Origin of the sequence: Wohlfahrtiimonas sp. G9077, from assembly GCF_002252155.1 — a bacterium.
Lineage (GTDB): Bacteria > Pseudomonadota > Gammaproteobacteria > Cardiobacteriales > Wohlfahrtiimonadaceae > Wohlfahrtiimonas.
Genome location: NZ_NEFD01000003.1, coordinates 54905 through 77818 on the forward strand (window position 1 = coordinate 54905; position 22914 = coordinate 77818).

The window sequence follows — 22914 nt, forward strand, 5'->3', positions numbered from 1 at the left end:
TTAAGAACCAATGAAAACTATCATAGAATCCGCGTTACACAGTGCTGTAGAGACATTAAACAGCACTGAAAATTTCAACATTCCTTCTGAAAAGATTGCTTTAAGCATCGAGCGCACACGTGATGTGGCGCATGGTGACTTTGCCAGTAACTTAGCCATGATGCTCGCTCGTGACCTTAAAAAGTCACCACGACAAATCGCGGATATGTTAATTGCCGCATTGCCAAGCAATCCAATGATTGAAAGCGTAACGGTCGCTGGCGCAGGCTTTATGAACTTTACATTGGCAAAACAAGCTTACTTCAATGAATTGAACGAGGTCCATGCCAAAGCTGATCGCTATGGCCACAACACCATTGGGCAAGGGGATAAAGTACAGGTGGAATTTGTGTCTGCCAATCCCACAGGTCCTTTACATGTTGGGCACGGTCGTGGTGCCGCTGTGGGTGACTCCTTAGCGCGCATTATGGCGGCCAATGGTTATGAGGTGACCAAAGAGTTTTACTACAATGATGCCGGTGCACAAATTGATAATTTAACATTGTCTGTAAAAGCACGCATCGATGGTCAAACGCCTGAAGATGAATCATGGCCAGCCGATGGTTATCGCGGTGATTACATCATGGACATTGCCAACGATTTTCTTGCGAAAAAAACTGTGCAAGCAGATGATCGCAGCATCGTAGCAACTGGTGATAAAGAAGATTTAGCAAACATCCGTGAATTTGCAGTGGCGTATTTGCGTCATGAGCAAGATTTGGATTTAAAAGCCTTTGATGTGAATTTTGATGTCTTTTTCTTAGAATCCTCTTTGTATAAAGATGGTTCTGTTGAAAAAACAGTGACAGAATTGACAAACAACGGCTTTACCTATGAGCAAGATGGCGCATTGTGGTTAAGAACCACAGACTTTGGGGATGATAAAGACCGAGTCATGCGTAAAAAAGAGGGTGGATACACCTATTTTGTGCCAGACGTGGCATACCATCGCAATAAATGGGAACGCGGCTTTAAACGTGTGGTCAATGAACAAGGCGCGGACCATCACGGTACGATTGCTCGCGTTCGCGCAGGTTTACAAGCCTTAGAAATCGGTGTGCCAAAAGGTTGGCCAGATTACGTATTGCACCAAATGGTGCTTGTGATGCGTGATGGTCAAGAGGTGAAAATCTCTAAGCGTGCTGGCAGTTATGTGACACTTCGTGATTTGATCGATGAAGTGGGCAAAGATGCCACACGTTACTTCTTAGTGGCGCGTAAACCCGATTCACAATTGCAGTTTGACATTGATTTAGCCCGCAGCCAATCTTCGGAAAACCCTGTGTACTACATTCAATATGCTCACGCTCGCATCTGTTCATTGTTAGATGAGCGCTCTAAACAACAAGCTTTTGATGCCAACAGTGCCAAAGCCCATGTGGATCGTTTAGACACTGAATTAGATTATGAATTGATGCGCGTGATTTCTCGTTTCCCTGAAATGGTGATCTCTGCAAACAATAACAACGCACCGCATTTAATTGCCGCTTATTTACAAGAATTGGCAGGTGCTGTGCACAGTTATTACAATGCAAAAGATGAAGAGGGCAAAGCGATCCGTATTTTAACGGATGATCAAGCATTGCAAGATGCAAAGCTTTACCTTTTATCCTCGGCAAAACAAGTGATTGCCAATGGTTTACACCTATTAGGATTAACAGCGCCTCATAAAATGTAGTTTTGCGATGTTCAACGTGAAAAAACAAGCTGAAAAACTGAGTCACAATCCGCTTTCGTCCGGGGAGAAAAGTCCACGGGCGGTGGCGAATCGACGCCTGATTATTGTGACGCTCATCCTTGCCGCGATGACGTTAGGTCCGGGGGGATTTTCAGCTTGGCAGGCACATCGTGCTGAGAAAAAACAGGCCAAAGAAGCGGCGGCTCAATTGCTTAAAGAACAGAAAGCTGCGAAGAAAAAGGTGATCAAGCCTTTATCGGATGAAGATTTTGAGGGGGCAAAAGAGTACAACTTTTACACGCAGTTAGAAGAACGTTCGCTCAATTTGCGCACAGAAGATCGCTTTGGTGGCATGATGATTGATAATGTCAATAAGCCACCACAACTGCAGTTAGAGAGCGTGGTTCAGCCCACAAAAACAGATACGAAAGTGGCGCTCAAGCCAGAGTCACCTAAAAATAATCAGCCTGTTAAAATGGCGCCTTTGGTGCTAGAGAGCACACAAAAAGTGAGTGTGCGTCAAGAAAAACCCACCCCACAGCAAACGGCAAATAAAACGCGCATTTTGCAAATTGGTAGTTTTATCTCTCAAAAAGAGGCGGAAAAACAGCAAGCAAAATTGTCGCAGTATGGCTTTGCCCCTCGCATCATTCAAGGCAAAAACAATGCCCAAAAAACCGTTTATCGTGTGCATTTAGGTCCCTTTTCAGATAAGGAATTGAATGCGATTAAAGAGCGTTTAGGGTCATTAAAGATCAGTTACTTTGAAGTAAAATAAATCAAAGCAACGTGAGATTTAGCACAAAATCAAGTATAGTAGTCAATTAGTTTTCAGAGTGAAGGAAAGATTATGGCGCGCGGAATTAATAAGGTCATTTTGTTAGGTCATTTAGGGCGTGATCCTGAAGTAAAGTACATGCCAAATGGCAATGCAGTTGCAAACATTACCATTGCAACATCTGAAAAATGGAAAGATCGTAACACAGGGCAAGATCAAGAGCGTACCGAATGGCATCGCGTGGTGATCTTTGGTAAGTTGGCTGACATCGCAGGACAATATTTGCGTAAAGGTTCTCTGGTGTACATCGAAGGGCAGTTGCAAACACGCAAGTGGACTGACCAATCTGGCCAAGATCGTTACACAACAGAAATCGTTGTGAACATGACAGGCACCATGCAGATGCTAGATCGCAAAGGTGCAATGGATGGCGCACAAGGCGATTATGGCGCTCAAAATATGGGTGGATATGATCAAGGAGCCAATTATGGCGGTCAACCACAGCATTCTAGCGCGCCCATGCGCGGGCAATCTGCACCACAATCAGGCGGTTATGGCGCAGCAGCACCCACACAATCTGCGGCGCCTAAGCCACCTGCAGTGCCTGCATTTGATGAAGATAAATTTGATGATGATATTCCATTCTAAATTATCTTTAAATTACTAATGTGTAGAAAAACCCAGTTAAAATACTGGGTTTTTTTATGAAAATAAAAAAAATTCATCAAATCATTCAAATTTTGTAAAAAAACTTTTGTACAATGAATTGCGTGGTATATAATTCGCGCAAAATACGTACAAGGGGAACATGACATGATCAAAAAAGAAGAACAAGTCATTGAAAATCAAGGCACGCGCCACAAAGAGTATGCAGTACTGTTAGCGGTGGCGGTGATCATTTTTGATGTCATTTTTAGAAACACTACATCCACACCATTTTTGGTTGTGATTAACCTCGTCTCATTGGGCGCCATTTTATACAGTGCATTTAGCGTGGTGCGCCATGCGGATATCTTTGCACACCGTTTAGGTGAGCCATATGGTTCATTGATTTTAAGTTTGTCGGTGGTGATTTTAGAGGTGAGTTTGATCACCGCTGTGATGACCTCAGGCAGCTCTGCTGCCGAAAATGGTGGCGTTAGCCCATATGCCACATTGATGCGTGATACGCTGTATTCTCTGATTATGTTGGTCACCAGTGGTTTTGTGGGTGTTTCCTTATTGTTAGGCGGACGAAAATTTAGAACACAACACGTAAATTTAGCAGGCGTAACACAATATTTAACAGGCATCATTCCATTGGTGTTTGTGGTGCTCATTTTGCCAAGCGTATTACCATCAGGCACCTACAGCAATGGTCAATTATTGGTGGTGGCCTTTTTATCCGCAGCTTTGTATGCAGTCTTTTTGATCATTCAAACGAAAACGCATCAAAATTTGTTCATTTATGCGCATGAAGATCAGGATGAGGATCACGAAGGGGTGCCATCGCCGCATTCAAACATTTGGCATGGCGTTTGGCTGGTTGTGCATTTGATTTCGGTTGTGGCCATTACAAAAGTGGATTCAACACCGCTTGAAACATTGCTTGGCAACTTAGAAGCCCCGAAAGCATTAACCGGTTTAATTGTGGCCATTTTGATTTTTGCGCCCGAAGGTTTAGGTGCCATTCGTGCTGTTTTGGCCAATGATTTACAACGTGCCATCAATATGTATTTTGGATCGGTATTGGCCACGATTTCATTGACAGTGCCAGCTGTGGTGATCATTTCGTTGTTAACGGGCAATAACATTGTGCTCGGACTTGATATGGTGGATGCGATGCTCTTAATCGGGATCTTTATTCTGTGTCAGGCAACATTTGCCAGCGGACGAACCAATCAAGTGGATGGCGTTGCGCACCTTGTAATTTTTGGTGCTTATTTAATGATGATTTTAAGTTAAACGATTTAAAGGCCATAAAAAAGCGATCCTAGGATCGCTTTTTTAATGCATCAGTTTATGACTTATGCGTCTTTAGAAGCACGAGCAAAACGTTTACGATCATTTTCCGTTAAGTATTTTTTACGTAAACGGATGGATTTTGGTGTCACTTCAACCAACTCATCGTCATCGATGAATTCGATGGCTTGTTCTAACGTCATGCGAATGGGTGGCGTTAATGTCAACGCTTCATCTGTACCAGAGGCACGCATGTTTGTTAACTGTTTTGCTTTCAATGGGTTCACAGTTAAGTCGTTATCGCGTGAATGGATACCGATCAATTGACCTTCGTACACTTCTTCAGCATGGCCAATGAATAAACGACCACGATCTTGTAAGTTAAACAATGAGTAAGCAGAGGCTTTACCTGTACCGATGGAGATCAATACACCGTTCAAACGTTGACCCACTTCGCCTTTTTTGAAAGGACCGTAGTGATCAAAGTTGTGGAACATTAAGCCTGTACCACTTGTTAATGTCATAAATTCAGTTTGGAAACCGATCAAACCACGAGATGGGATCATGTATTCTAAACGAATGCGGCCTTTGCCATCTGGTACCATGTTGGTCAATTCACCAAAGCGAATGCCCATTTGTTCCATGATTTTACCTTGGTGATCTTCTTCGATGTCGAACGTTAATGTTTCATAAGGCTCAACTTTCACGCCATTTTCTTCACGAATGATGACTTCAGGACGGCCAACAGCCATTTCAAAGCCTTCACGGCGCATGGTTTCGATCAAGATAGACAAATGAAGCTCGCCGCGGCCAGAGATCTTGAAGCGATCTGGATCATCTGTTTCTTCAACACGAAGGGCAACGTTGTGTAACAACTCTTTCTCTAAGCGCTCTTTGATTTGACGAGAGGTCACAAATTTACCCTCTTTACCGGCAAATGGAGAGGTGTTCACTTGGACAGACATCGAAACCGTTGGTTCATCAACAGTTAATGGTTTCAAGGCTTCAGGGTGTGCAGGATCACACAATGTATCTGAGATGAACAAAGGATCAATCCCTGTAAAACAGATGATGTCGCCCGCTTGTGCAGATTCAAATTCAATGCGGTCTAAGCCGTGGAAGCCCAAGATTTTTTGAACTTTACCATTGCGTTTTTTACCATCTGCGCCCACAACGGTCACAGGTGTATTGCATTTGATTTGACCACGTTGAATGCGGCCCACACCAATTAAGCCCACATAAGAGTTGTAATCTAATGAGGAAACTTGTAATTGGAAAGGTGCATCGATTTCAACTTTAGGTGGTTCTACGTATTTAACAATCGCTTCAAATAATGCAGTCATGTCGCCATCACGCACATCAGGATTGTCACCTGCAAAGCCGCTTAAGCCTGAAGCATAGATGACAGGGAAGTCTAATTGCTCTTCTGTTGCGCCTAATTTGTCAAACAAGTCAAATGTTTGATCCAATACCCAATCAGGACGTGCGCCAGGACGGTCAATTTTGTTGATCACAACGATTGGCTTAAAGCCCATTGCGAATGCTTTTTGTGTGACAAAGCGTGTTTGAGGCATCGGGCCTTCAACCGCATCCACTAATAATAAAACAGAGTCAACCATGGATAATACACGTTCAACTTCGCCGCCAAAGTCAGCATGTCCTGGTGTATCTACGATGTTGATGCGATAATCATTCCAATTGATCGCCGTGTTTTTTGCCAAAATAGTGATGCCGCGTTCTTTCTCGATTTGTCCTGAGTCCATTACACGATCAGCCACTTGCATGCGTGGGTCGAATGTGCCGGATTGTTTAAGGAGTTGGTTAACGAGAGTGGTTTTGCCATGGTCAACATGGGCAATAATCGCAATATTGCGTAATTTTTCGATCACTTGAGTAAGCCCTTATCAGTGAATGGTTGTGAAAAAATGAGATCAAACATTTTAGCATACTAAATGCTCACGCTGTCAATTTTATGAATTTTATGGTAATTGGCAGCTTTTAATGAAATTAAAGGGTATATTGGAAGAAAGGAGAGCAAGCGATGACTGTATATTTAATGCAAATTGATTTTCATACACAAGGCCCGTTTGGGGAACAGATGAGTGAAGTTTATGCGCCATTGGCACAAGACATTGCCGGCACACAAGGGCTCATTTGGAAAATTTGGACTGAAAACCAGGAAACCTCGCGCGCAGGCGGTTGGTATGCATTTAGTGATTATGAATCATTAGTGGCCTATCAAGAGATGCATTGTGCACGATTGACGAGCTTTGGCATTACGGACATTGAGACGAAAATCTTCACCCCAAATGTGGCGTTGTCTGTGATTGACCATTTCCCCGCGGATTTAATTTCATAAGGAGCATGATCATGGATGAAGAGTAGATGGAGATTAAACGCATGCCTGGCATGCACATCAAAATGGAAAAAGCCTCAGAAATCTGAGGCTTTTTTTGAAACGTTCTAATGCAATAAAATTGTATTAGTATAAGCGTTTACGATGAATTGAATCACGCATGATACGCTTATAATGGCGTTTCTGAGCAGCGGCAGCCTTGCGCTTACGCTCTTGCGTTGGTTTTTCATAGAATTCACGTGCACGTACGTCCGCGATAACGCCAGCTTTTTCACAAGCACGTTTAAAACGACGCAGAGCTACGTCAAAAGGTTCATTGTCACGAATCTTGACGGAAGGCATTAAACATCACCCCAATTAGTAATTAATTAAATAAAAACGTTTTTTGAAAGTTCAAAAAACACCAAGCTCAAAATTATATAGGAAATTGATTTTAATGTAAAAGAAAAAGCGCATTTTCTTTTGTTTGCGTCGATGATTGCCTGCAAAATTGATTTACGAGAAATTTACTTTTCATGACGAATGTTTGCAAAAACGAACCTATACTGCTGCCATCACGATTGTATAAAAATTTCCATAAGGAGACAATTTTATGAAAAAACCTTGGATGGCGCGCGTTTGTGTGGGTGTGATGGGCTCGTTGTTACTGATGAGTGTTGCCGTCTCACAAACGTTGCCCGATTGGAGTACATTGTTTGAAAATAATAAATCCTCGATTGTGAGCATCACAGTCAAAGGCAAAGAGGAAGTGCCGACCATGCCGGGCTTTCCGTTCTTTTTTGATGAGCGCGATCCCTTTTCATTCTTTTTTGGCGAGCCAAGACAGCGCCCACAAAAGCCGCGTGAGCGAGTGGTGCAAGCAGGCGGATCTGGCTTTATTGTGGATCAAAATGGTTTGATCGTCACCAATGCGCATGTGGTGGGCAAAGCCGATGAAATTTTGGTGCAGTTGTCTGATCGCCGTGAATTGCCAGCAAAACTTGTGGGTAAAGATGATCGCTCAGATGTAGCAGTACTGCAAATTGATGCCAAAAATTTACCAGCTGTCAAAATTGCTGATGTGAAAGATTTAAAAGTGGGACAATGGGTCATGGCCGTGGGTTCACCCTTTGGGCTTGATTATACCGCCACACAAGGCATCATCAGCTCCCTTGGCCGCAATCTACCTAGCGATAGTTATACGCCATTCATTCAAACGGATGCAGCGATTAACCCTGGCAATTCAGGCGGTCCGCTGTTTAACACAAAGGGTGAAGTGATCGGCATCAACTCACAGATTTATACCAGTACCGGCAGTTATGCAGGTGTGAGTTTTGCCATTCCGATTGATTTGGCGATGGATGTGGTGCAGCAGCTGCAATCCAACGGTAAAGTGGTGCGCGGCTGGCTTGGCGTACAGATTCAAGATGTCAATGCGGATTTAGCGAAAACCTTTAACCTTGATAAACCACAAGGTGCGATTGTTTCGAGCATTGTGCCCAATGGCCCTGCTGCAAAATCCGACCTTCAAGTGGGTGATGTGATTTTATCTTTCAATGGTCAGCCCATTACCACATCGAGTGAATTGCCGGTGTTGGTTAGCCGTGCAAAAGTAGATCAACCTGCAACGCTAGAGATTTTACGCAATGGCAAAAAACAGCCCTTGACGGTGGAAATTAAAGCGATAGATGGTGATCAATTGGCGGTAACGGCACAAAACGGCGCACAAAATGCTTTGGGCATCAGCATTGAAGCATTGCCACAAAACAGTGTGCAGCAAGGCGTTGTGATCAGTGGCGTGACCGATGGCGCTGCCTCTGATGTGGGCATTCGCGAAGGAGACATCATCAGCCAAGTCAATGGTCAAAACATTTTGACAGTGGCAGATTTCAATCAAGCGCTGGCGGCCGTGAAAAAAGGTGATGTGGTGCGTTTATTGGTGCATCGCGGTGCAAATGCCTACTTTGTGGCCGTGCCCATTAAATAAAAATGTGAAGATTGATTCATAAATGGATGAAGAAAGCCCCGCAAAGGGGCTTTTTTCTTCGGTATACTAATGGCTTTCAATCAAAAGGTGACATCATGGCGAAGTCAAAAGTGGAGAAAACCAATGCAATGCGCGCATTGGATCAATTGAAAATCAATTATGAAGCCTTGAGTTATCCGTGCGCGGGTGATGAAGTCAAAGGCGGATTAGAAGTGGCAGAATTGCTGGGTGAATCGCCGAATGTTGTGTATAAAACACTGGTCACCCACAGTGATCATGATTATGTGGTGGCGGTGATCCCAAGTGCGGAGCATCTCTCTTTAAAACGTTTAGCGAAGGCAAGCGGGCACAAAAAATTAGAGATGATTGCAGTGGCGAAATTAGAGCCATTAACAGGCTATGTGCGCGGCGGTTGCTCACCGATTAAAATGAAAAAAACGTTTCCAACCTTTATTGCAAGTGCTGCAGAGTCTTTGCCATACATCATCATTTCAGCGGGTAAGCGCGGTGCGCAAATCAAAATTGCCCCACAAGATTTATTAAAAGCCGTGCGATGTCAATTTGCGGACATTTCCGACCTTGAAGCGGAGTGATTTGTGGTATGATCGCTTCTTTTTATTTTAGGGTTTTGAGTAAAAATGGCAAAGCGTAGACACAGACAAAAATTTTCCCAAGAACCATTTGAAGTGGCCATCACGGACATTACACACGATGGCCGCGGCGTTGCCCATGTGGAGGGTAAGGTGGTGTTTGTCAATGGCGCATTGCCGGATGAAGTGGTGATGGCGCAATACGTCAAAAGCCGCAAAGATTACGATGAAGCCAAAACCCTTGAAGTGTTAAAAGCATCGCCAGATCGTGTGGCGCCCATTTGTGATGTGTTTGGCACATGCGGTGGTTGCTCGTTGCAGCATTTAGATCCTGAAAAACAGATCTATTTTAAAGCCAAACAATTGGCTTCTAACTTAAAAAAACAGGCAAAACTGGATTTTGATGTGGCAGAACAAATGCCGCCATTAAGATCGCCAAGTGAGCATTATCGCTATAAAGCGCGTTTAGGCGTGAAATATGTGGCGAAAAAAGAGAAAGTATTGGTGGGCTTTCGTGAGAAATTTGCACCATTTATTGTGGATATGGACAGTTGCCCTGTGCTTGAAGACAAAGTGGCGAACTTATTGCCCGCGTTGTCTGCTTTAATTGGTGATTTAACGCTGTTGGATAAAATCCCACAAATTGAAGTGGCCATTGGTTCTGAGCAAGTGGCTTTGAGCTTTCGCGTGTTAGAAACGCCGACTGAAGAAGATGAAGCAAAACTCAAAGCGTTTGGCATTGCACACAACATCCTCATCTATTTGCAGCCTAAAAATGAAGCCTCAACCTATTTATTGAGTGATGTGGAAGATCGCGATGATCTATTGAATTATCAATTGCTTGATCGCTTAACGATGGCTTTTAAACCGTATCACTTTACGCAAGTTAATCCAATGATCAACCAACAAATGGTCAAACAAGCGCTCGATTTATTAAAGCTTCAAAAAGATGAAACGGTGCTTGACCTCTTTTGTGGTTTAGGCAACTTTACTTTGCCCTTAGCGTTAGAAGCCGGTAAGGTCATTGGGGTTGAAGGCGATCAGAGTTTAACTGAGTGGGCTGCGAAAAATGCGGCACGTAATGGTTTAGAAAATGTTGATTTTTATTGTACGGATCTGACACAAAACCAAGATGATGCCGATTGGATGCAATTGAAATATGATGCCATCTTGGTGGATCCGCCGCGTTCAGGTGCATTGGAAATGATGCCATATTTAGGCAAATTGGCCCCTAAACGCATTTTATATGTGTCGTGTCATCCTGCAACATTGGCGCGTGACTTAGCTGAGCTTGTGCAATATGGCTATGAAGTGACCGATGCAGGTGTAATGGACATGTTCCCACACACAGCCCATGTGGAATCCATGGCGCTGCTCGTTAAAAAATAAGGAGTCATCATGGCAATTGAGGCAATTGGTTTTGATTTAGATGGTACGTTGGTGGACAGCGCTCAAGGCTTAGCCAATACCGTCGATGGCATGTGTGAGCGTTTAGGCTTGCCTAAGCCTGGCAAAGCATTGGTCACCACATGGATTGGCAATGGCATTGAGATGCTATTGACTCGGGCATTGGCTTGGGCAGGTGCGCCAAGTGATGATGAATACCGCGCGCGTGCCATGGCCATATTGTCCGATTGCTATCAGGATGAATTACTCAGTGGCAGCCCATTGTTTCCTGAGGTCAAGGCAACGCTGGAAACACTCAAAGCACAAGACTATGAATTGGTGCTCATCACCAATAAGCCGTCAAAATTTGTGCCGGAATTGATGCGTTACTTAGGCATTGATCACCTCTTTACTGAAATGCTTGGCGCAAATGATGTGGCGCGCATCAAACCGCATCCTGCGCCCATTTTTAAAATTTTGGGGCAGTTGGGTTTAACGCAGCGTGAGTTTGTGTTTGTGGGCGATTCACGCAATGACATTTTAGCGGCGAAAAATGCCGGCGTGCGCTCGATTGCCTTAACGTATGGTTATAACTATGGGGAATCGATCGCCCATGAATCCCCAGATGCTGTGGTGGATGATTTTGCGGCGATCTTACCTGTGATCGAAACATGGAAGAATGACTGATGAGCTTTAAAAATTTATTGATTTACCGCTTTGAAGAGCCCTTTGCCGGTTCTTTTGAAGAGATGGAAGCGCAGCTTTCTGCCAAGCCGTTAACGGGCTGTTTGACAGAAGAGTTAGAGAGTTTAGGTTGGTTGCCCATTTATAAAGATGGTCAGCAGTATGTGGAAAAAGTCAATCAAGCGCTGTTTGTGCGTTTGGGGATTGAGCATAAAATTTTGCCAAACTCTGCCGTTAAAACAGCGGTTGAGAAGAAAATCGAAGAGAAAAAATTAAAAAATGTGAGCCGCTCTGAGCTTAAAGAACTGACAGAAATGGTGACCAATGAATTGTTGCCCAATGCGTTGGTCAATCGCTCTTCTATGCTTGCGTACATTGACCTTGAGAAAAATTGGTTGGTGGTGGATGCAAGCTCTGCGAAAAAAGCTTCACTGTTGACGAGCCATTTGCGTAAAACATTGGGCAGCTTGCCCATCATTCCTTTAGTGCCAGACAATTCTGTGACAGCAGCCATGACTCATTGGGTGCAATATGGCATTGAGTCCGATGCCCTTGATCTTTTATATGATGTTGAGCTCAAAGAGATGAAAGATGAAGGCGGCAATGCGAAGTTTAAAGGCGTGCCCCTTGAGGCAAAAGAGATTCAAGAGCCGCTCAAAGAAGGCTGGCAAGTGACCAAACTCTCTTTAGGGTTTGATGAACAAGTGACGTTTTCAATGGCGGGCGATTTTGTGTTTAAACGCCTGAAGTTTTTAGAACGTTTCCAAGAGAATTTAGATCATGACGATGATCCTGCGGCTGCAATGCAAGCTGAATGGTATTTAGCAGTGGATTTATACCGCAAGCTCATCGATCATGTGTATGCATTAAGCAATCACGCATCGAATGCATAATTGATCCCATTTCATTTGTTTTTAGATTAAAGAATTTATAGGTTGACCATGGCTGAAAAGAAATATACCGCAAGCTCGATTGAAGTATTAACGGGGCTTGATCCTGTCAAAAAACGCCCAGGCATGTACACCGACACCACGCGTCCAAATCACTTATTGCAAGAAGTGATTGATAACTCAGTCGATGAGGCGCTCGCGGGGTTTGCGGATCATGTCACCATCACGTTGTATAAAGATGGCTCATATGGGGTCAAAGACAATGGACGCGGCATGCCAGTGGACATCCATCCTGAACATGGCGTCAGCGGTGTGGAATTGATTTTAACCAAACTGCATGCGGGCGGTAAATTCAATCAAGATGTGTATCACTATTCAGGTGGTTTGCATGGCGTTGGCGTCTCTGTGGTCAATGCTTTGTCTGAGCGTTTAGAAGTGACGGTGTGGCAAGCGGGCATTGAGTATAAAATTGCTTTTGCCAATGGTGAATGTGTTGAATCGTTGACGCAAGCGCCGTTTGCCAATAAAAAATCAACCGGGACAGAAGTGCGCTTTTGGCCAAATGCCAGTTACTTTGATTATGACAAAGTGGCCAAAGCGCGTTTGATTCCGCTCTTAAAGGCCAAAGCCTTGTTAGCGGCAGGTTTAAAAATCACATTGATTGATGAAACCGTGGCTGAAGGCGCAGAAGGTGCATATTTAGAATGGTATTTTGAAGGCGGCATCACCGAATACATTGAAGATCAATTAAGTGGTGAAGAGATTGTGCCGGTTGCGCCCATCATTGGTGAATTCACCGGTGAAACCGAGGAATTCACATGGGGCATTGCATGGATGAAAGAGGGCACGCCATTGATGATGGAAAGCTATGCCAACTTAATCCCCACCATTGCAGGCGGTACACACGTCAATGGTTTAAAAAATGGTTTAACCGATGCCATTCGTGAATTTTGTGAGCAGCGCAATCTGTTGCCGCGCAATTTGAAAATTGCCCCGGAAGATGTGATGCACAGCCTTAACTTCTTATTGTCCTTAAAAATGGTGGAGCCACAATTTGCGAGCCAAACCAAGGAGCGTTTAAGTTCTCGTCACATTGCCAACATTGTTTCGGCGGCGGTGAAGGACTTTTTCACCCTTTGGCTCAATAAACATGTGGAAGAAGGGTTAGAGATTGTTACCCTCATCATTGAAAATGCCCATGCGCGCATTAAATCCTCAAAAGCTGTGGTGCGTAAAAAAATCTCCCAAGGCCCAAAATTACCCGGAAAATTGGCCGATTGCATCAGCAATGATGTGGCATTGACGGAACTCTTTTTAGTGGAAGGGGATTCTGCGGGCGGTTCAGCAAAGCAAGCGCGTGATAAAGAAGTACAAGCGATCATGGCGCTGCGCGGTAAGATTCTTAACACTTGGGAAGTGGATTCCAGTCAAATTTTATCCTCACAAGAGATTCATGACATCTCTGTGGCAATGGGGATTGATCCTGAATGTGAAACCCTCGAAGGCTTGCGTTATGGCAAAATCTGTATCCTCGCGGATGCGGATTCCGATGGTTTACACATTGCAACCTTATTGTGTGCATTATTCTTGCGCCACTTTAGAAAATTGGTGGAAGAAGGGCATGTCTTTGTGGCAGTGCCGCCGTTGTATCGCATCGACATTGGCAAGGAAGTGCATTACGCATTAGATGAGTATGAAAAAAGCGAGATCATAAAAAAATACAATAAAAGCCGTAAACAAATCGCTGTGACACGCTTTAAAGGGCTCGGTGAAATGAACCCGATTCAGCTCAGAGAGACCACAATGGCTCAGGATACACGCCGCTTAGTACAATTAACGATGGATGACACTGATATAAATCAAGTATTTGATCGTTTGTTGAATAAAAAATTGAGCGCTAAGCGTAAAGAATGGATTGAAAATCAGGAATTTAGCAAGGTTGAGGCATAATTAAAAAAATTGATTTTACATAATGCTACTAGTAGAATCAGGCAGCTAATTTTAAATAAGAATGAATCGAGGATAATAAGTATGGCTAAAAAGCCGAGTGTGTGTATCGGAATAGACATAGGATCATATTCAATCAAGATCGCAGAAGTGCAACGAAAAGGCAAAGATTTTCGTTTAACCCGCGCCCTTGTGTTTAACTGTGAAGGCGACTGGAAAGATGGCATGCCCGTTGAAATTGATGTGGCCGGCATCAGCTTAAATAAAGCGATGTCAGCGTTTGGTAGCTGTAAAGAGGCAACATTGGCGATCCCGACATCGGTGGCGATGGTGCGTTCTGTGCCGATGGAAACAAAGTTAAAAACCGATGAATTGTGGAAAACCATTGAGGCAAACGTGTCACAATATTTTCCATTCTCTTCTGAAGAAGTGTTCATTGACTTTGTACCGATTAAACCCTCTTTAAGTGCAGAAGGGCACACGGATGTGTTGATCGTTGCGGCGCAAAAAGAGTTTGTCAATCAGCGCGAAATCTGTGCGGACATCGCAGGGCTTAAAGTCAATGCCATCGACATCAATATTTATGGCTTATTAGATCTGTTGCACTTAAAAGGTGACATAGACAATATGTCTGATTATGATGCCGTGATGATTTTTGACATCGGTTTGATGCATTCAAGTTTAAATGTGGTCACCGGTGATCAATCTGTTTATGTGCGCGATGTGCCCATTGGCGGCGAGCGCTTAACACAGTTGATCACAGAACAAAAATCCCTCTCTTTGCAAGATGCGGAAAAATATAAATTAAGTGGCGCTGCGGACATTCAAGAGAGCATTCAGCAATTCATCTCTGAAATGATGGTGCAATTACAATCATCGATTGACGTCTATGTGGCCAATAACCCACAAGTGACATGTCATCGTTTATACATCTCAGGGGCAACCGCTTGTTATCCACAAATCCTCGATGCGTTGAGCACACAATTGACGAATGTTGAGGTGGAAGTGTTGTCACCCGACATGATTTTTGATGTGGATGACAAAGTCTATACTAAATTAAACGGCTCAAGCATTGAAGCACTTTCAACCGCAGCCGGCTTAGCAACGCGAGGATTACTCTAATATGATCGTTAAAATCAATCTATTACCGTGGCGCGAAGAGCTTAAGCTTCAGCGTGAGAAAAAAGTTAAAAGCTGGTTGGTGACAAGCTGCTTCATTGGGGCGATTTTAGCTGCCGCGGTGATCTTTTTTGTCAATGAAGAGCTTGAGTCGCGTGAAGTGCGCACCAGCATCATTGATATGGAACTTGCTAAACTCAGCCAAGTTGAAAAGCAGATGAATGAGCGTAAAGCCCAAACAGAAGCGTTAAAACAACAGCTCAATGTATTGCGTGAATTGGCCGCCCAACGCTCTGAAGTCGTTGGCATGATGGAGCAGTTTTCATCAGTGATGCCAGATGATGCCTTCTTAATCTCTTTAGCCTTTACCCTCAATCAATTGAGCTTTAATGCATTGGCGAAAGATCGTGATGTTTTAGCTGGCCACTTAGATCAGCTGGATAAAAACATTGGCCCTGCGCCGATTCCGCCACATCGTGAAGTGGTGATTGATGGCAACAACGTTGTTTCTTACAGCGTGGTTGTGGACCCTGCAAAAAAATCGGCGATTGAAGAGGATGCAAAATGAATTTAAACAGCATTGATTTTAATGAACTCTTTTCCATTGAGAATTTAGCCAAGCAACCTAAATGGACGCGTGCCCTTGTTTGTGTGGGCAGTGCCATTTTAACGTTTGCATTGGTGACGTTTGGGGCATTTAAATATTTTGAATTTGTGGATCAATTCCAAGCACAAAAAGATCGCGAAAACCAAAAATTGAGTGAATTGGCCAAAAAACTTGAGTTTAAAGCTTTAGCGGATCTTTACTTGGCTGAAATTGAGCAAGTGAACCAACTTTTATTGGAAGTGCGTAAGAAATTACCGCGTGAATTGAACGCTGCGAACTTTATCGAGCAGTTGAACATGAATGCGATGCGCGCCGGAATCGATGTGAGACAATCGATGCCATTAGCAGAGCAATCGGCAGGCTTTTACACCAAGATTCCTGTGAGAATTGAAGGGTGTGCAACATATGATCAAATTGGTCAATTTGTGGCAAACTTATCAGAAATTGAACGCATCATTACGCTCGATAACTTTGGCATCAACAGTTTTGTCCCCGTGACACAATTGCCACAAGGCATTGAGATGTTAAAAAATGTGCCAAACGTTGTGGTGCCAAATTTTGACTGCGGTGTGTCGGGTCGTCAGGCATTTTCAGCATTGATTGCAACCTATCGATATAACTCATAAGGAAAGAATGATGAATCCAAAAATTATGACAGTATTGGTATCGGCGTTCATTTTACAAGGTTGCTTTGAGCAATTTGAGCGTGGGGAACCGGTAGAAGAGCGCATCATGGATACAAAGCAATCTGTGGCACTCAAAGTAAAATCTCGTAAATTTGACAGCATCGCCAATAGCTTAGATATGGGCGATACCACCTTATTTTATATTGCCCAAGGCCGCGATCCATTTGTGGCATCGGGTTCATTTAAAGGGGTGTTTGATTATGGCGATTTTGACATCGCTGTACAAAGTAAAGTGCGTTTAAAACATGACCCTGAAAGACCTGAAGGCTATAAACCAGGGCCACTTGAAAAGTATGAGTTAGACAACCTAAAAATGATTGGTGTCATGTCATTGCAAAATGGCGAAACGGCAGCGTTGATCGATGATGGCAAAGGTAAAATCATCATGGCACGCGTCGGTGATTACATTGGCCGCGATTTTGGACGCATTAACAAAATCACAGAGCGCGACATTTTCATTGATGAAAAATTCGCCCCCGGCAATAAAGAAGATCCGAATGCATGGGTCTCTGCACCAAATAAAATATCGTTAAAAATAAAATAATTGGAGAGTATTTATGAGATTAACTCAGCCCGTTAATGGCTATCACTTAGGCGCAGTTTCAGTTGCATTGTCTGCTTTATTGTTCTCCACGGCCAGTGCGCAGCGCTTGACTGCGGTGGAATCTGTGGCATTGTCCGATGGTAATGTTGAATTGCGTTATCACTTTGATCGTGATGTGCAAGCCCCAAAAACCTTCTATTTAGACAACAAAAATTTATTGGTGCTTGATTTTGCCTCCACAGGCGTCAATCAAGTGTTGAAAAATCGTCCGATCAATAACAACATTGTCTCTGATGTACAAAACATGTACGCGAACAATAAAGTGCGCTCGACGGTTAAGCTTAAAGAGAACAGCAGCTATTCGGTCAATAGCCGCGGCAATGAAGTGGTGGTGACGTTAGCCCCTAAAAATTTATATGAAATCAATCAATCGGGTTGGGAAAATTCTGTGCAGTCGAATGTGCCAAGCGATGATTTGAAGGTCAATCAACCGATTGCCAAAGATGTGGGCTTTTTCCGTAACTCACAAGGTGCGGGCGTGATTGAAGTCTTTTTACCAAATGCCCAAACGCAAGTGCAAATGGTGGATGAACAAACACGCGGCTTAACGGTTTCTGTGCCGGGCGTTGTGTGGAATCCTGCACAAGTTCGCCGCATTGAAGTGACCGACTTTGCAACGCCTGTGTCTGCATTAGAAGTGGTGAATAATAATGGCACGGCTGCAGTGCGCATTCGCACGCAATCGAACTATGAATATAGCACGCAGCAAATTGGCTCTAAGTTTCAGTTGATTGTGAAGCCTAAGCGTCAAATGGTTGAGCAAAAGAAAAGTGCACTGGGTGACAAAGATGTGTTCACTGGCGATTTGATCAGCATCAACTTCCAAGACATTGATGTGCGCGCCATTTTACAGATCATTGCAGACTTTACGGGCTTAAACATTGTCGTGAGTGACAGCGTCAATAGCCGCATCACCATCCGTTTACAAAATGTTCCATGGGATCAAGCATTAGATGTGGTTTTGCGCTCAAAAGGTTTAGTGAAACAACAAAGCGGTAATGTTGTGTACATCATGCCAGCGAATGAAGCACGCACATTAGCGCCTGATTTGATCACAGAGATCATCCAAATCAACAATGCAAAAGCAGCAGAATTGGCACAAGTATTATCCTCTCAACAAGGCACCAATGCAGATGGTACACGCGTGCAATCCACCGGTATTTCTGAACACGGTTCTTTAACGGTGGATCCGAACCAAAACTTATTGATCGTGCGTGATACGCCTGAGCAAATGCGGATTGTGCGTGAGCTCATCAATCGTTTAGATCGTCCATTAAGACAAGTGGTCATTAAAGCACAAATTGTGGCAACAACAGATACATTTGCAAGAGAATTGGGTGTTAAATGGGGCATTCAAAGAGCCAATAGAGGCAGTTGGACAGGTGATGGGACAACAGCACCTGAAGGTGGTGGTTCAAGCTTTAATCCATGGAATCCAAACGTGCAAGGTACTTATCAACCTGGTGGTAGTAACATTTGGGGCGGTGGTATTGTAGATGCAGGCGTTGCAGGTAATACAGGGATTTTTGCATTAAATGTTTTACGCCGTAACTTTGCGGCTGCATTTGAACTGCAAGCCATGCAAACACAAGGGCGCGGCGAAGTGTTAGCGAGCCCAACATTAATGACAACGGATCGCCAAGAAGCATACATTAATGAAGGTTCACAAATTGCTTACTCAACAGTGAGTGAGAACGGCACTAATACTGAGTTTAAAGATGTGGTGATGGAGTTGAAAGTAACGCCAAGCATTACGCCAGATGATCATATTATTATGGACATTCAGATTAAGAAAGATGATCCGGATGGTGCCACACCTAAAGGTGATATCAAAATCCGTAAGCGTGAGATTAAAACACAAGCCATTGTTCGTGATGGTGAAACTGTTGTGTTAGGTGGTATCTATACTGTGACTTCTGCTGAGGATGTACAAAAAGTTCCATTTTTAGGTGACATTCCATTTGTGGGTAATTTATTTAAAAATAATATTACAACCAATAATAAAGCTGAATTGGTCATCTTCTTGACGCCGAATATTGTGAAATAAGTATTGATTCTTGCAGTAAAACGATAGAAACTATTGGTCATGAAAATGATCAATAGTTTTTTTTTAGTGGGCCCGATGGGCGTGGGGAAAACCACGGTGGGTCAAGCCTTAGCCGAACAACTCGGCTTTTCCTTTATTGACAGCGATGCCTATATTGAAAATCAGGCAGGGCAGTCGATTGCTGAAATTTTTAAAGCGCACGGTGAAACTGCATTTCGTGACCTTGAAACACAAGCGATCGATGCACTGTCGATGTTGCCGAACATTGTGTTGTCAACCGGTGGCGGTGCCATTTTGCGAGAAACCAATCGTGATTATTTACAATCACGCGGCACAGTGATCTTTTTAGATTTAGATCCAAGCGCCATTTATGAGCGCTTAAAAGGCGATCAAACCCGCCCGCTGCTAAAAACCGCTTCGCCCTTGGCAACCCTACAAAATATTTATGATGAACGTCATCCCATTTATTTAGATGCAGCGCATTATCGTATCTTGGTGGAAGGTCGATCCCCACAAGAGATTTCTGATCTTCTGTTTTCTTTGTATAATGACCCGATGAATGTTTCAGCCGATTGGTGTATTCCGTTAAAGGATTTAAAGAATTAAGTTATGAAAATTATAGATATCGAACTTGGTGACCGTTCTTATCCCATTTGTATTGCCTCTACAAATATGTTCACTGACCGCTTAGAAGATAAAGTGCGCGGCGAAACAGTCTTGGTGGTTTCAAACACCACAATTGCCCCTTTGTATATGGATTATGTGGTGGGATTATTGCCCAATAAACGCGTTGAAACATTGGTGCTCGAAGATGGTGAAATCTTTAAAAACAATGAATCCTTACAAAAAATCATCACCAAATTATTGACCTTAAAATATAATCGCTCGGCCACATTGATTGCTTTAGGCGGCGGTGTGATTGGCGATTTGGTGGGCTTTGCGGCGAGCATTTATCAGCGCGGCATTGATTTCATTCAATTTCCCACAAGTTTATTGGCTCAAGTGGACAGTTCTGTGGGCGGTAAAACGGCCATCAATCATCCATTGGGTAAAAACATGGTGGGCACGTTTTATCAACCCAAAGCGGTGTTCATCAATGTGGATGTGCTAGACACATTGCCGCGCCGTGAATTCATCAGCGGTTTATCTGAAGTGATTAAATATGGTTTGATCCGTGACCGCGACTTTTTCTATTGGTTGTGTGAGCATAAAGATGCCATTTTAATGCGTGATAAAACGGCCATTAAAGAGCTTGTGGCACGTTCTTGTCAGAATAAGAAAGAGATCGTGATGGAGGATGAGTTTGAGCAAGGCAGCCGTGCATTGTTGAACTTAGGGCACACATTTGGCCATGCCATTGAGAAAAACATGGGTTATAAAGGCATTTTGCATGGCGAAGCAGTGGCCGTTGGCATGCGCATGGCGGCGATTGTTTCTCATAAAATGGGCTTATTGAGCGCAGAAAATGTTACAAAAATCGAAGAGACATTGACTGCATTTTTATTGCCAACCTCGATGAAAGAACAATTTTCATTTGAGGCCATGTGGGAAGTGATGTTGCTGGATAAGAAAAACACAGCAACCGATATCCGTTACATTCTATTATCCGACATCGGTGAAGGGATTGTGATGGGCAATGTGCCAAAAGAGTACATTGAAGAAGCTTTCCATATGACCATGACAAAGGACGCGTAAGACATTGAGGTTAGATCGACTCCCTTGGATCAAAGTGCCACCTTATGATCAAATTTTGACGCATTTAATCGATGTTTGTCGAGCGCGTCAAACCCATTTATTGTGCATACAAGGACCGAATGGTTCAGGTAAGAGTCGATTGCTCTCTGAGTTGTTTCACGCATTGTCTGATGATCCAACATCAGCTGTGGCCCGTTTAAATGGCCATGATCATAGCATCCTGCCAAATGGCTTATCAGCATGGCCAAATTTTGATGCGCCAGATGCTGAGCATGCGTTAGAAGCATGGTTTTCTGATTTATTACAAAATAAAGGGCATGCTTATTTATTGATTGATGATGTAGAGGCGTTGCCTTATGCGCAAATGAGCGCAGTGATGACGCTGTTTTCTCATCATCCTGAACTGTTCTCAAAAGTGACATTGGTGGCCTTTATGGGCATTGCGCCGGCACACATTGAGATGCGTGGGCTCTTAAAAGGGGCAGAAGTGATCACGCTCACCTCCATGAATATGATGGAGTCAAAGCAGTTTGTGGACAGCGTTTTTGAGCATCTGAATCAAAATAGAGAGGTTTCGATTGCAGAGATCAATCAGCTGCATAATCTTTCGTACGGTTACATTGGCAGATTATTAAAATTACTGGAAGAAGAGCGCCCGCTGCCGAATAAAAGCGCGCCGCGATCCTTAAAAGGATTGTGGTGGTTAAGTGTGCCAGTCATTGGCATTGTGGGCTTTTTATCTTGGCAATGGTGGCAGAATGATCCACAAGAAACGGCTAAACCTGAAATGCCCGATTTAGCCGTTGTGGTGGAAGAAGTGATGCCGCCTGTGAAAGTGGTGGAGCCAGTGCCAAAGGTGATCACTGTGGTGCCAGAGCCGAAAGCACCTGTGAAAGTGGTCAAACCCATTGAAACGGTGATGGTGGCGCCTGCCTTAATGGTCAAGGGTGAACCGATTGTTGAGGCAGCGCATCCATCTGAAGCAATTTCGAAAGCCAAAGTCCCGCCGCCACAGAAAGAAAAAGCATCCACGAAAAACAAAAAAGTGGCAGTGCCTTACATTATTGAGCTCAGTCGTGACACAGAACGCGCAGCGCTTGAGAAGCAATTAAAAGGACGATCGATCCCCGGGCAAGTACAATATGCTAAAATCCATGAGCGGGGTCAAACCGTATGGATTGCTTTCATTGGCCCGTATGACACTGAGTCACAAGCCATTGAGGGCAAAAAGAAGCTGCCAGCGAGTGTGCAGCGCTTACCGTTGAAAGTTAGAAAGGAATCCTAAAGTGGGTAGACGTAATGATCATTCGCGCGACGAATTAAAAGAAATGGTGATTTTGGCTGCCGAAAAAATTTTAGTCGATGAGGGTTACAATAAACTCACGACGCGCCGCATTGCCAAAGAGATTGGTTATACGGTGGGCTCTTTGTACATGGTGATCAAAAATGTAGATGATTTGATGCTCTTGCTCAATGCCCGAACTTTACAACATTTGTTGGAAAAAATTGAACGTGATTTAGAGAATGGCGCACAAGATCCTGAAGCTGCTTTGATGCAAATTGCCATCAGTTATGTGGACTTTGCCTTTGAGCATAAAGAGAAATGGCAGGCGATCTTCATGCACCGCGTGACCGATGAAGCCTTGCTGACAGAAGATTACTTTGTGCACATTAAAAACCTCTTTTATGTGATCGGTCAGCAGTTGTCGCAATTGGCGCCGCATCTTTCTGAAGATGAACTTGGTTTATTGACGCGCGGCTTATGGGGCGCAGTGCATGGCGTGACCATGTTGAGCCTTGATCACAAATTTAGCATTGGTGCGCCTGTTGAATATGACACTCAGCGCGTGGTGAAAAGCGTGGTGGGCAGCGCATTATACGGGATTCAAAATAGAGCTTAA

General features: G+C 43.8%; 22 protein-coding genes. 20 read left to right on the forward strand and 2 right to left on the reverse strand.

The genetic code is table 11. The features are described 5' to 3' along the window. Nucleotides 1–10: 10 nt before the first annotated feature. From argS to B9T20_RS05135, 4 genes are all read left to right on the forward strand, one after another. On the forward strand, nt 11–1717 hold the full coding sequence (argS, locus tag B9T20_RS05120) for an arginine--tRNA ligase (protein WP_094490103.1): 1707 nt from the start codon (nt 11–13) through the stop codon (nt 1715–1717). A 7-nt stretch (nt 1718–1724) separates the two neighbouring features. Then, the gene (locus B9T20_RS05125; RefSeq protein ID WP_094490104.1) at nt 1725–2495 is read left to right on the forward strand and encodes an SPOR domain-containing protein; all 771 of its coding nucleotides are present in this window, start codon (nt 1725–1727) and stop codon (nt 2493–2495) included. A gap of 69 nt (nt 2496–2564) precedes the next feature. Beyond that, entirely contained in the window at nt 2565–3143 is a 579-nt protein-coding gene (gene ssb / locus B9T20_RS05130) for a single-stranded DNA-binding protein (protein ID WP_199415231.1), read from the forward strand. A 165-nt stretch (nt 3144–3308) separates the two neighbouring features. Next, the gene (locus tag B9T20_RS05135; RefSeq protein WP_094490106.1) at nt 3309–4439 is read left to right on the forward strand and encodes a sodium-potassium/proton antiporter ChaA; all 1131 of its coding nucleotides are present in this window, start codon (nt 3309–3311) and stop codon (nt 4437–4439) included. A gap of 62 nt (nt 4440–4501) precedes the next feature. Here the strand turns inward: B9T20_RS05135 and typA are convergent, their stop codons facing one another. Next, entirely contained in the window at nt 4502–6325 is a 1824-nt protein-coding gene (gene typA / locus B9T20_RS05140) for a translational GTPase TypA (protein ID WP_094490107.1), read from the reverse strand. A gap of 152 nt (nt 6326–6477) precedes the next feature. Between typA and B9T20_RS05145 the strand changes: the two genes are divergently transcribed. Continuing rightward, nucleotides 6478–6795 carry a monooxygenase gene (locus tag B9T20_RS05145; protein ID WP_094490108.1) on the forward strand — a complete coding sequence of 106 codons (318 nt, stop codon included), beginning with the start codon at nt 6478–6480 and terminating at the stop codon, nt 6793–6795. A 123-nt stretch (nt 6796–6918) separates the two neighbouring features. On the opposite strand, the gene rpsU is transcribed toward B9T20_RS05145, so the two are convergent. Beyond that, nucleotides 6919–7134, reverse strand: coding sequence for a 30S ribosomal protein S21 (gene rpsU, locus B9T20_RS05150; protein ID WP_077924984.1), 216 nt, complete (start codon nt 7132–7134; stop codon nt 6919–6921). Nucleotides 7135–7384: 250 nt separating this feature from the next. Between rpsU and B9T20_RS05155 the strand changes: the two genes are divergently transcribed. The 15 genes from B9T20_RS05155 to B9T20_RS05225 all read left to right on the forward strand — a co-directional run bounded on the left by B9T20_RS05155 (nt 7385) and on the right by B9T20_RS05225 (nt 22914). Then, nucleotides 7385–8758: a DegQ family serine endoprotease gene (locus tag B9T20_RS05155; protein WP_094490109.1), complete on the forward strand. Its 1374-nt coding sequence runs from the start codon at nt 7385–7387 to the stop codon at nt 8756–8758. 95 nt (nt 8759–8853) lie between these two features. Next, a complete protein-coding gene (gene ybaK / locus B9T20_RS05160; RefSeq protein ID WP_199415226.1) occupies nt 8854–9351 on the forward strand; it encodes a Cys-tRNA(Pro) deacylase in 498 nt (165 codons plus the stop codon). A 45-nt stretch (nt 9352–9396) separates the two neighbouring features. Then, nucleotides 9397–10737, forward strand: coding sequence for a 23S rRNA (uracil(1939)-C(5))-methyltransferase RlmD (rlmD, locus tag B9T20_RS05165; protein ID WP_094490111.1), 1341 nt, complete (start codon nt 9397–9399; stop codon nt 10735–10737). A gap of 9 nt (nt 10738–10746) precedes the next feature. Further along, a complete protein-coding gene (locus B9T20_RS05170; RefSeq protein ID WP_094490112.1) occupies nt 10747–11421 on the forward strand; it encodes a phosphoglycolate phosphatase in 675 nt (224 codons plus the stop codon). Then, nucleotides 11421–12311 carry a recombination-associated protein RdgC gene (locus B9T20_RS05175; protein ID WP_094490113.1) on the forward strand — a complete coding sequence of 297 codons (891 nt, stop codon included), beginning with the start codon at nt 11421–11423 and terminating at the stop codon, nt 12309–12311. The genes B9T20_RS05170 and B9T20_RS05175 overlap by 1 nt, the downstream gene beginning before the upstream one ends. A 48-nt stretch (nt 12312–12359) precedes the next feature. Beyond that, nucleotides 12360–14258, forward strand: coding sequence for a DNA topoisomerase IV subunit B (gene parE, locus B9T20_RS05180; protein ID WP_094490114.1), 1899 nt, complete (start codon nt 12360–12362; stop codon nt 14256–14258). 81 nt (nt 14259–14339) lie between these two features. Then, nucleotides 14340–15377 (forward strand): type IV pilus assembly protein PilM, encoded by a 1038-nt coding sequence (gene pilM, locus B9T20_RS05185; RefSeq protein ID WP_008316475.1) that lies wholly within the window; start codon nt 14340–14342, stop codon nt 15375–15377. 1 nt (nt 15378) lies between these two features. Beyond that, nucleotides 15379–15942 (forward strand): PilN domain-containing protein, encoded by a 564-nt coding sequence (locus tag B9T20_RS05190; RefSeq protein ID WP_094490115.1) that lies wholly within the window; start codon nt 15379–15381, stop codon nt 15940–15942. Beyond that, entirely contained in the window at nt 15939–16607 is a 669-nt protein-coding gene (locus B9T20_RS05195) for a type 4a pilus biogenesis protein PilO (protein WP_094490116.1), read from the forward strand. The genes B9T20_RS05190 and B9T20_RS05195 overlap by 4 nt, the downstream gene beginning before the upstream one ends. Nucleotides 16608–16617: 10 nt before the next feature. Next, a complete protein-coding gene (locus tag B9T20_RS05200; protein ID WP_094490117.1) occupies nt 16618–17211 on the forward strand; it encodes a pilus assembly protein PilP in 594 nt (197 codons plus the stop codon). 13 nt (nt 17212–17224) lie between these two features. Beyond that, nucleotides 17225–19318 carry a type IV pilus secretin PilQ gene (gene pilQ / locus B9T20_RS05205; protein WP_094490118.1) on the forward strand — a complete coding sequence of 698 codons (2094 nt, stop codon included), beginning with the start codon at nt 17225–17227 and terminating at the stop codon, nt 19316–19318. Nucleotides 19319–19363: 45 nt separating this feature from the next. Beyond that, entirely contained in the window at nt 19364–19924 is a 561-nt protein-coding gene (locus tag B9T20_RS05210; protein WP_233491601.1) for a shikimate kinase, read from the forward strand. A gap of 3 nt (nt 19925–19927) precedes the next feature. After that, complete coding sequence (gene aroB / locus B9T20_RS05215) at nt 19928–21013, forward strand: 3-dehydroquinate synthase (RefSeq protein ID WP_094490120.1); 1086 nt, start codon at nt 19928–19930, stop codon at nt 21011–21013. 4 nt (nt 21014–21017) lie between these two features. Beyond that, on the forward strand, nt 21018–22298 hold the full coding sequence (locus B9T20_RS05220; protein WP_233491603.1) for an SPOR domain-containing protein: 1281 nt from the start codon (nt 21018–21020) through the stop codon (nt 22296–22298). A 1-nt stretch (nt 22299) separates the two neighbouring features. Beyond that, nucleotides 22300–22914 carry a TetR/AcrR family transcriptional regulator gene (locus B9T20_RS05225; RefSeq protein WP_094490121.1) on the forward strand — a complete coding sequence of 205 codons (615 nt, stop codon included), beginning with the start codon at nt 22300–22302 and terminating at the stop codon, nt 22912–22914.